This window comes from Gudongella sp. DL1XJH-153, from assembly GCF_049310905.1.
Classification (GTDB): domain Bacteria; phylum Bacillota; class Clostridia; order Tissierellales; family Tissierellaceae; genus Gudongella.
This window is the reverse complement of sequence record NZ_JBMEMN010000011.1, coordinates 26,122-39,065: the sequence shown is the minus strand read 5'-3', so window position 1 is coordinate 39,065 and position 12,944 is coordinate 26,122. Positions and strand designations below refer to the sequence as shown.

General features: G+C 39.2%; 13 protein-coding genes. 2 read left to right on the top strand and 11 right to left on the bottom strand.

Annotated features, from left to right (window positions below; all coding sequences use genetic code 11):
• Window positions 1-4: 4 nt before the first annotated feature.
• The 4 genes from pth to spoVG all read right to left on the bottom strand — a co-directional run bounded on the left by pth (window position 5) and on the right by spoVG (window position 3,352).
• On the bottom strand, window positions 5-583 hold the full coding sequence (gene pth, locus ACOEN1_RS06085; RefSeq protein WP_422485645.1) for an aminoacyl-tRNA hydrolase: 579 nt from the start codon (window positions 581-583) through the stop codon (window positions 5-7).
• A gap of 23 nt (window positions 584-606) precedes the next feature.
• Window positions 607-1,554, bottom strand: a complete 948-nt coding sequence (locus ACOEN1_RS06080) for a ribose-phosphate diphosphokinase (protein ID WP_422485644.1) — start codon at window positions 1,552-1,554, stop codon at window positions 607-609.
• A 16-nt stretch (window positions 1,555-1,570) separates the two neighbouring features.
• Entirely contained in the window at window positions 1,571-2,956 is a 1,386-nt protein-coding gene (gene glmU, locus ACOEN1_RS06075) for a bifunctional UDP-N-acetylglucosamine diphosphorylase/glucosamine-1-phosphate N-acetyltransferase GlmU (RefSeq protein ID WP_422485643.1), read from the bottom strand.
• Window positions 2,957-3,088: 132 nt separating this feature from the next.
• Window positions 3,089-3,352 (bottom strand): septation regulator SpoVG, encoded by a 264-nt coding sequence (spoVG, locus tag ACOEN1_RS06070; RefSeq protein ID WP_422485642.1) that lies wholly within the window; start codon window positions 3,350-3,352, stop codon window positions 3,089-3,091.
• 228 nt (window positions 3,353-3,580) lie between these two features.
• On the opposite strand from spoVG, the gene murC reads away from it, so the two are divergent.
• Window positions 3,581-4,981: a UDP-N-acetylmuramate--L-alanine ligase gene (murC, locus tag ACOEN1_RS06065; RefSeq protein ID WP_422485641.1), complete on the top strand. Its 1,401-nt coding sequence runs from the start codon at window positions 3,581-3,583 to the stop codon at window positions 4,979-4,981.
• A gap of 43 nt (window positions 4,982-5,024) precedes the next feature.
• On the opposite strand, the gene ACOEN1_RS06060 is transcribed toward murC, so the two are convergent.
• The 7 genes from ACOEN1_RS06060 to ACOEN1_RS06030 form a co-directional block, all read right to left on the bottom strand.
• A complete protein-coding gene (locus tag ACOEN1_RS06060) occupies window positions 5,025-6,041 on the bottom strand; it encodes a calcium/sodium antiporter (RefSeq protein WP_422485640.1) in 1,017 nt (338 codons plus the stop codon).
• A gap of 191 nt (window positions 6,042-6,232) precedes the next feature.
• Window positions 6,233-7,081 (bottom strand): 3-hydroxybutyryl-CoA dehydrogenase, encoded by an 849-nt coding sequence (locus ACOEN1_RS06055; RefSeq protein WP_422485639.1) that lies wholly within the window; start codon window positions 7,079-7,081, stop codon window positions 6,233-6,235.
• Window positions 7,082-7,094: 13 nt separating this feature from the next.
• Complete coding sequence (locus tag ACOEN1_RS06050; RefSeq protein WP_422485638.1) at window positions 7,095-7,874, bottom strand: short-chain-enoyl-CoA hydratase; 780 nt, start codon at window positions 7,872-7,874, stop codon at window positions 7,095-7,097.
• Between the two features lie 59 nt (window positions 7,875-7,933).
• Window positions 7,934-9,238 carry a glucose-6-phosphate isomerase gene (locus ACOEN1_RS06045; protein ID WP_422485637.1) on the bottom strand — a complete coding sequence of 435 codons (1,305 nt, stop codon included), beginning with the start codon at window positions 9,236-9,238 and terminating at the stop codon, window positions 7,934-7,936.
• A gap of 76 nt (window positions 9,239-9,314) precedes the next feature.
• On the bottom strand, window positions 9,315-10,445 hold the full coding sequence (locus tag ACOEN1_RS06040; RefSeq protein ID WP_422485635.1) for a SpoIIE family protein phosphatase: 1,131 nt from the start codon (window positions 10,443-10,445) through the stop codon (window positions 9,315-9,317).
• Window positions 10,446-10,639: 194 nt separating this feature from the next.
• Window positions 10,640-11,164, bottom strand: a complete 525-nt coding sequence (locus ACOEN1_RS06035; RefSeq protein ID WP_422485633.1) for a cob(I)yrinic acid a,c-diamide adenosyltransferase — start codon at window positions 11,162-11,164, stop codon at window positions 10,640-10,642.
• A gap of 15 nt (window positions 11,165-11,179) precedes the next feature.
• Window positions 11,180-12,310, bottom strand: coding sequence for a THUMP domain-containing class I SAM-dependent RNA methyltransferase (locus ACOEN1_RS06030; RefSeq protein WP_422485631.1), 1,131 nt, complete (start codon window positions 12,308-12,310; stop codon window positions 11,180-11,182).
• Between the two features lie 123 nt (window positions 12,311-12,433).
• Here ACOEN1_RS06030 and ACOEN1_RS06025 point away from each other — a divergent pair, with 123 nt between their 5' ends.
• The gene (locus tag ACOEN1_RS06025; protein ID WP_422485629.1) at window positions 12,434-12,808 is read left to right on the top strand and encodes a class II SORL domain-containing protein; all 375 of its coding nucleotides are present in this window, start codon (window positions 12,434-12,436) and stop codon (window positions 12,806-12,808) included.
• Window positions 12,809-12,944: the final 136 nt, after the last annotated feature.

The window sequence follows — 12,944 nt, the reverse complement described above, 5'->3', positions numbered from 1 at the left end:
GGTTTTAGTCCTGGGCTGCATTTCTGACATTAAATTTATTCATGGCTTTGTCTATGCCACTTTTTACGAATTCCTCTGCTGCTTCTGCTGCTTTTTTAATTGCCTGGTCAACCAGCTTTCTTTCATCAGAACTGAATTTACTGAGGACAAAGTCGGCCAGGTCATAGTAATGAGGCTTTTTGCCAATTCCCACCTTGATTCTTGGAAAATCATCTACCTGTAACTGATAAATAATTGACTTAAGACCATTGTGCGAGCCTGCACTTCCCTTTTTCTTAATTCTTATGGTGGCAAATTCTATGTCTATATCATCGACCACCACAAGTAGATTCCCTGGTGGCAGCTTATAGAATTCCACAATTTCTCTTATGCATTGTCCGCTATTGTTCATAAATGTACTTGGCTTTACCAAAAGAACCTTTTCGGTCCCAATAAAGCCCTCACCAATCAAGGCCTTGAACTTTAGTTTATTGACTTTGATGCCATTGGCCTGTGCCAATCTGTCAACTACATTAAAGCCGATATTGTGTCTGGTTTCTGAGTATTTGCTTCCGGGGTTTCCCAATCCTGCTATTACAATCACATAATCAACTCCCTGCTATGTGACTATTCGAAAATAACGCTGATAGACTCGTTGCTGTTGATTCGTCTTATTGCTTCCGCAAAAATCGGTGCAACGCTAACAACTTCAATCTTATCAATCCTTGCCATTTCTGCCAATGGAATTGTGTCTGATATTACAAATTTTTCAAGCTCTGAGTTGTGGATCCTATCCAATGCAGGTCCTGAAAGCACACCATGAGTAGCGCAACCATAGACCTTTTTGGCTCCAAAGCTCTTTAATACGCTAGCTGCCTTAACTATTGTACCGGCTGTATCAATAATATCGTCTACAAGTATTACGTTTTTACCTTCGATGTCACCTATTACGTTCATTACTTCTGATACATTTGCCTTTGGTCTTCTCTTTTCTATAATCGCTATGGGAAGATCAAGGATATTGGCGAAAGTCCTTGCTCTTGTTACTCCTCCAAGGTCAGGAGATACTATTACAGTATCCTCATCCACAATATCCTTGAAATACTCTGCAAGAATTGGAACTGCCGAAAGGTGGTCTACTGGAATATCAAAGTATCCCTGTATCTGACCAGCGTGAAGATCCATGCCCACTACTCTGTCAGCTCCTGCTGTGGTCAGTAGATTGGCAACAAGCTTTGCAGTAATTGGCTCTCTTGCCTTGGTTTTTCTGTCTTGTCTGGCATAACCATAGTATGGTATAACAGCATTTATTCTTCCTGCTGAAGCTCTCTTCACTGCATCTATTAGAATAAGAAGCTCCATAAGATTGTCATTAACAGGTGTGTTTGTCGACTGGATGATAAATACATCGCAGCCTCTAACAGTTTCCCCGATATTTACGTTAATCTCACCGTCACTAAAGTGGGTTACATCACATGTACCCAGGGTAATACCCAGCTCCTGGCAAATATTTTTTACCAGCTCTCTATTGGCATTTCCGGTGAAAACCTTGATTCCACCTAAACAAAGGTTCATCTCTACATCCTCCTAGTTATTTGTGTTTTTTTAGTCCCTTCTTCTCCACCCATCCTGCCTTGTTAACTTGTCTGGCTCGGGCTATTGAAAGTTCTCCTTCTCCAACATTTTCCGTTATGGTAGAGCCAGCTGCTACATAGCCCCAGTCCTCCACCCTAACCGGTGCGACCAGATTTGAATTGCTTCCAATAAAGGCATTGTCTCCTATGATTGATTTGTATTTTTTTTCACCGTCGTAATTTACAAATACAACACCACAGCCTATATTGACTCCTGAACCTACTAGTGCATCTCCAACATAGGATAGATGACTTGCCTTGGAATTATCTCCAAGAGTGGACTTCTTGATTTCAACAAAGTTCCCAATCTTGACATTTTTCCCTAGATCCGAATCCGGTCTAAGATGAGCATAGGGACCTATTTTGCATCCATCGTCAACTTTACTCTTTTCAATCAATGTTGACTCGATGCTTACTCCATTGCCAATGACACTGTCCACGATTCTGGTTGTACCCCTGATAATACAATCCTCTCCAATTACAGTTTCACCTTCTAGAACTGCTCCTGGATACACAATTGTGTCCTTACCTATTCGCACTTTTGGTTCAATGTAAGTGTCTTTAGGATTAATCAAGGTTACACCGTTTTCCATATGTCCGGTATTAATTCTCTCTCTTATTATATCATCAGCCTGAGCAAGTTGCACCCTAGAGTTGATACCATGTATCTGAGTTGAATCTTCGATAAGGAAAGCTCCCACCTTATAGCCTCCTTGGACCAGAACACTGATAACGTCGGTAAGGTAATATTCGTTTTGGCTGTTGTCGTTATCAATTCCTTTTAATCCTATCTTTAGCTCTTTGCCACTAAAACAATAGATTCCTGAATTGATTTCTTTGATTCCCCTTTGTGCTGGACTTGCATCCTTGTGCTCAACGATTTCTTCCAAGCTGCCCTCATCTTTCCTTACAATTCTTCCGTAACCTGTTGGATCAGCAAGCTCTGTTGTAAGAACCGTTGCATTATTATTCTGAGAATCGTGGTACTCCATCAGCTCTGTCAAGGTAGTTGAAGTAATCAAGGGAGTATCTCCACACAAAACAATTACATTGTCTTCATCTGCCACATGACTAATTCCCTGCATGACAGCGTAACCTGTACCGTATGGTGTTCCCTGGTGTACAGGCTGTTCTTCAAAAATAATGTTCTCACCGGATATTTTTTCCACAACCTCATCTTTTCCATGGCCTACAATTACGACATTTCTGCTTATATCAGCATTCTGTGCCGCATCGAGTACATATGACAAGAGAGGTTTTCCGGAAATCTCATGCAACACCTTTGGGTGTCGGGACTTCATTCTGGTTCCTTCTCCGGCTGCCAGTATTATTCCTATATTCATTTTATAACACACCTCTTTTTGTTATTCCCTCCATATTATTTTAACCCATTTATTTTATAAGTCCACACCAAATTGATAATTACACAAAAAAAATGAAGCTTCTAAAGAGAATAAAAGAGCCCATAGGCCCTTCTACTCTGGTGTCAAAGCTTTTTCATACTCTTCAAAAACTGCCTCTTGAATTTTTTGCCTAGTGGTGGCATTAATCGGGTGAGCGATGTCTCTGAATTCACCATCTGCCATTTTTCTACTTGGCATAGCAATAAACAATCCGTTCTGTCCTTCAATTACTTTGATATCATGTACAACAAACTCTTCATCGAACGTAACTGATACTATTGCCTTCATCTTGCCTTCTTCTGTAACCTTCCTAACCCTTACGTCTGTAATCTTCATTGTCTCACCACCTTCCTCGACGGTTCTTTTACATGTTACTATTATTATTCTACATTTTTTGATGGATTCCTTCTTTTTTTTAGAAAATTATAAATTTTTTTATCAAATTTGTCCTTTATTATTATTTTTGTTATGATATAATCATTGAATGTATGCCTGAGTAATTGTTTTTTGGGGTATTATTTGAGCAACAAGAATGTAATTTGATTAAATTCAGGGGGAAATTAAATGTTTGATATAAATTTAGGCAGTCCCGAGTACCGTAGAGTACACTTTATCGGAATCGGTGGAATAAGCATGAGTGGTCTTGCTGAAATCCTTATACAAAAAGGATTCAATATTTCAGGAACGGATACTACTGATAGCCAGATAGTTGACCATCTAAGAACAATGGGAGCAGAAATATTTATAGGTCACAACAAAGAAAATATTGGAGATGCAGATCTTGTTATATACACAGATGCAATATCTTCTGACAATGAGGAGCTTCTTGCAGCAATTGAGTCACCAGCTCCTGTGATTGACAGAGCCGCTTTTCTTGGTGCTGTAATGAGAAATTTCAAAAATTCCATTGCTGTTTCCGGTACTCATGGAAAAACCACTACCACCAGTATGATCGCAACCATTATTAATAATCCGGAAATAAACCCAACCATATTACTAGGCGGAGAGCTTGATGATATAGGCGGGAATGTAAGACTTGGCTCAGATAATTATCTCCTAACGGAGGCTTGCGAATACAAAGCCAATATTCTTAAGTATTTCCCGTCAATTGCAGTAGTCCTCAATATTGATGAAGACCATCTTGATTTCTTCAAGAGCATGGACCACATAACAGATACGTTCAAAGGATATTTGCTTAATCTTGGTGTAGATGACTATTCAATCTTGAACAACGATGATCCACACATCAGAAAGTTAATCCCTGCTGTAAAATCCAAGATTATTACTTTTGGTATCGAGGTTCCATCTGATTATGAAGCTAGAAATATAAGGTTTAACGACAGGGGTTATCCTGTTTATGATTTGTTTGTTAATGGAGAAAAGTCAACCACTATCAAACTTAGCGTTATGGGAACTCATAATATCTACAATTCTCTTGCTGCAATTATTGCAACCAGTAATATTGGTCTGGATATGGAGCTTATATCAGCTAAAATCTCCAATTACAAAGGAGTACATCGAAGATTGGAACACAAGGGCTTTCTTGGTGAGATTGAAATCATCGATGACTATGCACACCATCCTACAGAAATAAAGGCAAGCCTAAGTGCATTGAGAAAAGCAACCCAAAAAAGGATCTTCTGTATTTTTCAGCCTCACACATTTACAAGAACAAAGATTCTTTTAGATAGTTTTTCAGAGTCATTCAAGGATGCTGACAAAGTCATTATTGCGGATATATATGCGGCCAGAGAAAAGGATCTTGGTGAAATACACTCAAGGGAGCTTGCAAAGAGAATCAAGGACAAGGGTTCGGATGCCACATATTTTGGATCCTTCGATGAAATTGAATCTTTTATACTTAGAGAAACCACGGATAGTGATGTTGTAATTACAATGGGTGCAGGTAATGTCTTCAAGATTGGAGATAATCTGCTTAACAGAAGCCTCAACAAAGTAATCTAGGATTTTAAAGGGTCGTATCAATGTGATACGACCCTTTTTTTGTTTATATGAAGTTGGTAAGATTCATTCCAAGATATATCATGTAGAAGGCCATCAGAATTGCTCCTTCTCTCCTTCTAATTATGTTTCCCTTGTTTAATGTTACAAATCTGAATGTCAGCAGAATTACAGCCATTGCCGGATAGTGTATCCTGTAAAACAATGCCGGTACAAGAAGACCTTCAGGCGTCACTGCAGCAGAAACTCCTATAACAAATAATACATTCAGTATATCCGCTCCGATTATGTTTCCTACGGCCAGGTCACCGTGACCTCTTAAGACAGCCTTTATGCTAGTAGTAAGTTCAGGAAGGCTGGTGCCAAATGCAACAAGTGTTGCAGCTATTATGCTCTTAGGAACTCCCAGTTTTATAGCAGTTACCTCAACAGTTGGTATAAGAACCTGCGATGAAAGAATAACTATTGCCATTCCAACTCCCATCAATAAAAATTTCTTGATTATTTCAGCCTTAGAAGCTACTTCATCATTCTTGTTTTCACTTAGGGCAGACTCCCTTTTGGACTCTTGAAATGACCAGTAAAGATACGCAATCAGCATGGCAACAAATAAAAATCCCATCATTTGAGATATTGTACCCTCACTTCCTGCTGAAAAAAACGGAAGAGAAAATGCAATTAGCATCCCTGCCGATAAAAGCTTTAGCCATCCCTGTATTTTAATTGAACTTCGATCGATATCTATTGGTTTAAGTAATGCTGCAAGCCCGATTATCAACCCTGAATTTGTAATTATTGAACCGACTGCATTTCCAAGAGCCATATCCGGACTTCCCTGAATTGCTGCCATTGTGGATACTGAAAGCTCTGGCAATGTTGTACCCAAGGATACTATTGTTGCTCCTATTATTGCTTTTGGTACATTAAGATAACTCGACACAGCAACTGCTTCATCAATAAGCAGATCTGCCCCTTTGCTTAATGTATATAAACTAACGGCTATAATACCTAAAAGAAAAATTATTGGCAGTGGATTAATAAAGCTAAGAATCAGATCTTCCATTTTTATCTCCTTGAAATTAAATAAACTCTACAACTCCCCTTCAGGAATTGTAGAGTCTCACACGATTTCACATCACTTAAGCCAGGACCATTGGTCCGTTATTGGTGACTTAAGTTCCCGTAACGGGCAGTTACTCCCTCTAACAAATTAAATATATCATATTTTTAGAGTTATTGTCAATTACACAATTTCTAATATGCGTAGAATCCTTTTCCTGTTTTTCTTCCAAGTAGATTTCCTCTTACCATCTTTCTTAGAAGTGGATGTGCTCTGTATTTTGAGTCCTGGAATTCATCATAAAGAACATCCATTATGGCAAGACATACATCCAGACCAACAAGATCTCCCAGAGCCAATGGGCCAATCGGATGGTTTGCGCCAAGCTTCATTGCTTCATCGATATCTTCAGCTGTTGCAACTCCATCAGCCAGTATCCCAACTGCTTCATTTATCATAGGTATAAGTATCCTGTTCACTACAAATCCTGGAGCTTCCTCCACTTCAACAGGAGTCTTTCCAAGAGATTGGGATAGTTCAATTATCTTGTCCTTTGTCTCATCGGATGTAGCGAGTCCCTTAATTACTTCCACAAGCTTCATAAGAGGAACAGGATTAAAGAAGTGCATTCCAATAACCTTGTCTGGTCTCTTTGTTGAGTTAGCGATTTCAGTTATAGACAAGGATGATGTGTTTGTTGCAAGAATTGCTTCCGGCTTACAGATTTCATCAAGCTTGCCAAAGGTATCTCTCTTAACCTTCATGTCCTCTGATATTGCTTCAATTACCAGATCGCTGTCTGAAACATCAGCCAATTCAGTTGTAATTTTTATATTTTCAAGAGTCTTGTCCATCTGTTCTTGAGTTATTTTTTCCTTTGCAACCAGCTTGCCCATTGTTTTTTCAATCGGAGCAATGCTGCCTCTAGGTTTCTCTGAATCAATTGATCTTACCCATACTGTTACTTCAATGTCCTTTTGAGCAAAAATTTGAACTATGCCCAATGCCATTGTGCCTCTTCCCAATACGCTTACTTTTTTCATAAAGCACCTCCAGTTATTCTACTTTGAATTCAGGTTTTCTTTTTTCCCCAAATGCCTTCATGCCTTCTTTTTGATCTCCAGTTGAAAAGCAAAGAGCGAAAAGATTCCTTTCAATTTCCATTCCAGTTTCTATGTCAACATCATAGCTCCTGTTGATTGCCTGCTTTGAACATCTTACTGCAAGCTGAGCATTCTGAGCTATTTTGTTGGCCATTTCCATGGCTTCTTCAATTAAAGATTCCGGCTCTGTCACCTTGTTTACAAGCCCTATATCCATGGCTTCATCCGCCTTTATAATATTGCCTGTAAAAATCAGTTCCTTTGCCTTTGCGATACCAACAAGTCGCGACAACCTAACTGTTCCACCAAATCCAGGAGTAACGCCTAATCCTACTTCCGGTTGACCGAATTTTGCTTTTTTGGAGGCAATTCTAATATCACATGCCATTGCCAACTCACATCCTCCACCAAGAGCGAAACCATTAACAGCAGCGATTACAGGTTTTTCCATGGACTCAATTTTCCTAAATGTGCTTAGGCCGATTTCTGCAAAGATTCTAGCCTGCACAGAGTTCATGCCACTCATTTCTGCTATATCAGCTCCTGCAACAAAAGCTTTTCCTTCGCCAGTGATAACCAGCACGAAAACATCATCGTCATCCCTTACTCTGTCTACAGCCACTGATAGTTCCTTTAGAACCTCTGTACTCAGTGAATTCATTGCATCAGGTCTGTTGATCCACAGAGTGGCAACATTGTTTTCCTTCTTAAGAATCAAATGTTTAAATTCCAACAATATCCCTCCTTGTCTAATATTTATCATACCAGTATTCCCATTCATTATCAAGTGTCTTAGTAGCCTTCCTTACCAAGAAGTTTGAACATGTTACTCTTGTAAGCCTCGACTCCTGGTTGATCGAAGGGATTTACGCCCTGAATATATCCAGAAATCGCACATGCCTTCTCGAAAAAGTATAGAAGCTTGCCAAAATGGAATTCATTTAATTCCGGCAATGAAATAATCAAGTTAGGAACGTTTCCTTCAAGATGTGCCAATAATGTTCCTTCAAAGGCTTTTCTGTTAACTTGCCCGATTGTTTTTCCCTCAAGATAATTCAGACCATCAAGATTCTCTTCATCATGGATGATCTCCATGTCCTTCTGAGCACTTTCAATTACGATGCTGGTTTCAAAGATATTTCTCTTTCCATCCTGTATCCACTGACCCATGGAATGAAGGTCAGCTGTAAAGTTGACACTGGCTGGAAAAATCCCTTTGCCATCTTTTCCTTCTGACTCCCCATACAACTGCTTCCACCATTCTCCAAGATACTGAAGTCCTGGTTCATAGTTTACAAGAATCTCTATATCCTTGCCTCTTCTCTGGAGAATCTGTCTTGTAACTGCATATTGATAGCATCTGTTTTCCGCAAGATATGGATTGCTGTATTGGATTGCACCTTCGTGTGCACCTTCCATCAATTGGTCGATATCTATTCCAGCAACAGCCAGTGGCAATAATCCAACCGGCGTAAGGACTGAATATCTCCCACCTATATCATCAGGTATCACAAATGTCTCATATTCTTCATTGGTCGCAAGAGTTTTCAGCGCGCCTTTGTCTTTGTCCGTTGTTGCAACTATTCTGTTCTTCGCTTCTTCCTTCCCGTATTTTTCTTCCAGATATGCCTTCAGAATCCTGAATGCAATTGCAGGTTCCGTAGTTGTACCTGATTTTGAAATTACATTTACATAGATTTCCTTATCTCCGATTACATCCATCAAGTCGGTCATATACTTTGGAGACATATTATTGCCTGCAAAATAAATCTGTGGAGCTCCTCTGCCATCCTTAGATAAATTGTTGTGGAAAGTGTGTGATAATGCTTCGAAGGCTGCACGTGCACCCAGATATGATCCGCCAATACCGACTACAATAAACACATCAGCTTTTTCTCTTATCTCTGATGCAACCACCTTCAGTCTTTTGTATTCCTCTCTGTCGTAGTTCTCTGTCCAATTAAGCCATCCAGCAAACTCATTGCCAGGTCCATTGCCATCGTGAAGCATATTATGCGCTTCCTTAAGAAATGGCTCCATAAACTCCACTTCATGATTTTTTACAAAACTCTTTGAATAATCAAAACCAACACTCATGTTATCCCTCCTCAGTATAATGGGTGCTTCCCTTTTTGCAAGGGATGAAAATAAAACCTAGAATCAAAATTCTAGGTTAATCTACCACTTCCACCAGTACCAGGGCATAATCATCATCCTGTTCTCCCCAGCTATGGATTATAAACTTATCTTCAACTTCTTTCAGAATATTGTCGGGATTCTTCTGTACTGTCTCCAAAACTCCCTCTATTCCAAATTGTTTGTCGTTATGGTCTCTTGCTTCTGTGATTCCATCAGTGTAGAAAAGTATCTTGTCACCCAGCTCCAGTTTAATCTCTTTTTCTTTATATTCTACCTTTTCAAAGAGCATCGTAATTGGATATCCCTTTATTTTAAGTGGTTCAATCTCATGAAAATTGAATTTAATCGGATAACAGTTGTGTCCTGCATTGGAATAGGTCAACCTGTGGGTTACCTTATTGTATACTCCATAGAATATTGTAAAGTATTTGTCTGCTTCAAGTCCAAGAGTGCTGAATCTATTATTAAGCTCTTCCAATGCCAATGCCGGACTTAGTATTTCATCTTTGATGCTTCTCATTGCCTGCTTGATAAACATGGTCATCATTGATGCGGCGATTCCATGACCTGCTACATCGCAAATATAAATCCCGATATTGGCCTCGTCAATATAATATAAATCAAACATATCCCCGCTAAGCATCTCTGAAGGCTGATAGACATAGTCAATCTTAAGATTTTCAAGGATGCCTCTCTTGGGTAGTACTCTTTCCTGAATTCTTCTTGCAAAATGAAGGTCTCTGCTTATCTTCTTGTTTCTTTCGACAAGCTCCAGTTCAAGTTTTCTTTCCCTGGTTACATTTCTGAAAACCTCAACGGCTCCTGAAATCTCTCCGTGATGATTCTTAACAGGCGAGCTCTTGACTGAATAATACTGTCCCTGGATTATTTCTTCTTTTTGAACTGTTTCCCCCGTCTCAATGCTCCTATTGGTTATGCAAAATGCACACTTCTTATTTTTGCAATGCACATCGTAGCAATCACTTCCTACAATGTCCTCACCAAGTGCTTCCTTCATGGCTGAGTTGGCAAATATAACCTTGCCCTTTTTATCAATTACCCTTACCCAGTCGGCCATACCTTCCAGAACACGATAATTAAGTACTCCGTAGGGAATATAGTTGGCATCATCTTCTGTTTGGACTGCCTTTTTATCTTCAATCACAATAATCACCTCTTTAAGGTTGTTAATACTTTAACTAACCCTTTGCACCATAAATAGTAAATATTTGGTGACTATTATCATTGTATCTCATACAAAGAATTTTTTCCACAACAAATTAAACCTCATGTGCTGGTTTTTAGAGATTTTTACAGTATATTTTCAGGAAATCAATTTCATATGCTCAGCATATAAATCTATTCATATTTTACGGCTCTTTGTTCCTCCTCTGAATATCTTGCCATTGCGTATATGGCATCTGATAATCTATTGACATACTTGACAACCAAAGGATCTACTTCAGCTACCCCTGAAAGGGAAATTATCCTTCTTTCAGCTCTCCTACATACAGTTCGAGCCACGTGAAGATATGCTGATGGGATATTTGAGCCTGGTATTATAAATCCAGTAGGATCATTAAGTCTTCCCATGTACTCGTCAATTGTATCTTCGAGATACTTGATATCCTCATCCTTCATTCTGTATGCCACTTTTGACTGGTCTTCAGTTGCAAGGTTTGTTGCGACTGTGAAGAGTTTGTTTTGAATTTCATAGATTTTTTCTCTGATTTCATCACTTACGTAATTCTTTGCCAAGCCTAAAAATGTTCCTAGTTCATCGACTGTACCATAGCTTTCAACCCTGATATCATCCTTTGTTACTCTCTTGTCGTCAAATAATGATGTCTTTCCCTTATCTCCTGTTTTAGTATAGATTCCCATTCATGTCACCCTTTCTTATTCTGGTCTGGGACCATAAAATTGATAATAGTCCACTTTTATTCTTCCGTTGTACAATTTTCTCTTCCGATCCGCCTTCTTTCCATATAGCTCTTCAAACCTCTCGTTGGAGGTAATTGCATATATTGACCATGTGCTCAATTCCCTGAATTTTTTTCCAAAGTCCTTGTAGAGAAGTTCCACTTCTTCTCGTTCACCCATTCTTTCTCCATATGGTGGATTGGTAATGACTACCCCGTAGTCCTCCTGCAAGTCAACGTCTCTCATGTCTTTCATAAAGAAAGCTATGTCATCCTCAAGTCCTACATTGGCTGCATTATCCCTCGCTCTTAAAATTGATCTCTTGTCAGTATCTGCTCCAAGAAGATGAAGTGTGCTGTCATGGTCGATTTTTCTCATAGCTTCTATTTTCTCTTCAGACCAATAACTACTTGGTACAACATCCCAATTCTCAGCATCAAACTTTCTATCCAAACCTGGAGCGATATTCTTGCCAATCATAGCAGCTTCAATAAGAATTGTTCCAGAGCCACAGAATGGATCCAACAAAACCCTATCCTTATTCCAGTAGCTAAGCATTACCATTGCTGCTGCCAATGTCTCTTTTATTGGGGCATCCCCTGCTCTGTCCCTGTACCCTCTCTTATGGAGACCTTCTCCTGATGTGTCTATCGTCAAGGTTGCAATATCCTTAAGAAGCGCCACTTCAACCCGGTATCTTGGACCGGATTTTTTGAACCACTCAATGGGATACTTTGTTTTCAATCTTTCAACTATAGCTTTTTCCACAATCCTTTGACTATCTGAGATACTGAATAACTGTGATTTAATGCTCTTGCCATCTACTATGAAATTACCTTCCTCAGGTATCCAATCCTCCCAAGGCAGAGCTTTGGTTTTTTCAAAAAGCTCTTCAAAGCTTAAGGCCTTGAATTCACCCATTTTTACCAGAACTCTTTCAGCTGTTCTCAACCAAATATTTGCCCTCGCTATATCCCTTAGAGTTCCAGTAAAATAAACCTTCCCATTTTCTACATTAATGTCCTCAACACCTAAATCTATCAATTCTCTTTTTGTAACTGCCTCCAATCCAAAAGTTGTCGTTGCTATCAGTTCAATTTTTTCCATTCTATTCTCTCCCCTCATCTACTATTATACCAACCAATTGCCCTCTTTAATAATTATTTTGTGTTTTTTTAAGACTCTTGGGGTATACAATTAAATAGAGAAATCAAATAAGGAGGAATTAGTATGTCAATCGGTAATTTCTATCAGAGCGGAGACTGGAAAGGCGAGAAACACGTTCCTGTTATCCATGCACCTGAAATGGTAAAAAAAGGCGAAGAAATGGAAGTTAAGGTACTTGTAGGTGAAGAGATTCCACATCCAAATACCCTTGAGCACTACATAGCATGGATCAAGGTATATTTCAAGCCTTCAGAAGGCAAGTTCCCTGTGGAAATCGGAACCTACACATTTGCAGCACATGGGGAGACAGAGTTGTTCACGGCTCCATATCTTACTACAAAGTTCAAGGTTTCAACACCTGGTACGCTTTATGCAACCAGCTACTGTAATATCCACGGACTTTGGGAAAATAGCATGGAAATCAAGGTAGAGGACTAATCAGTCCTCTTTTTCTTTTCTTGACAAGCAGGATTCCATATAATAATATGTTATTAAATTCATAGGGACCATGAAGGGAAAAAGTAGATTTTGTGATGGATCTTCACAGAGAGTCAGTGGTGTTGAGAAGCTGATA

Bases quoted from the DNA above. Each gene is read 5' to 3' on its own strand.
- ACOEN1_RS06080 (WP_422485644.1), bottom strand. From the start codon at position 1,554: ATGAACCTTTGTTTAGGTGGAATCAAGGTTTTCACCGGAAATGCCAAT.
- glmU (WP_422485643.1), bottom strand. From the start codon at position 2,956: ATGAATATAGGAATAATACTGGCAGCCGGAGAAGGAACCAGAATGAAG.
- spoVG (WP_422485642.1), bottom strand. From the start codon at position 3,352: ATGAAGATTACAGACGTAAGGGTTAGGAAGGTTACAGAAGAAGGCAAG.
- murC (WP_422485641.1), top strand. From the start codon at position 3,581: ATGTTTGATATAAATTTAGGCAGTCCCGAGTACCGTAGAGTACACTTT.
- ACOEN1_RS06060 (WP_422485640.1), bottom strand. From the start codon at position 6,041: ATGGAAGATCTGATTCTTAGCTTTATTAATCCACTGCCAATAATTTTT.
- ACOEN1_RS06055 (WP_422485639.1), bottom strand. From the start codon at position 7,081: ATGAAAAAAGTAAGCGTATTGGGAAGAGGCACAATGGCATTGGGCATA.
- ACOEN1_RS06045 (WP_422485637.1), bottom strand. From the start codon at position 9,238: ATGAGTGTTGGTTTTGATTATTCAAAGAGTTTTGTAAAAAATCATGAA.
- ACOEN1_RS06035 (WP_422485633.1), bottom strand. From the start codon at position 11,164: ATGGGAATCTATACTAAAACAGGAGATAAGGGAAAGACATCATTATTT.
- ACOEN1_RS06030 (WP_422485631.1), bottom strand. From the start codon at position 12,310: ATGGAAAAAATTGAACTGATAGCAACGACAACTTTTGGATTGGAGGCA.
- ACOEN1_RS06025 (WP_422485629.1), top strand. From the start codon at position 12,434: ATGTCAATCGGTAATTTCTATCAGAGCGGAGACTGGAAAGGCGAGAAA.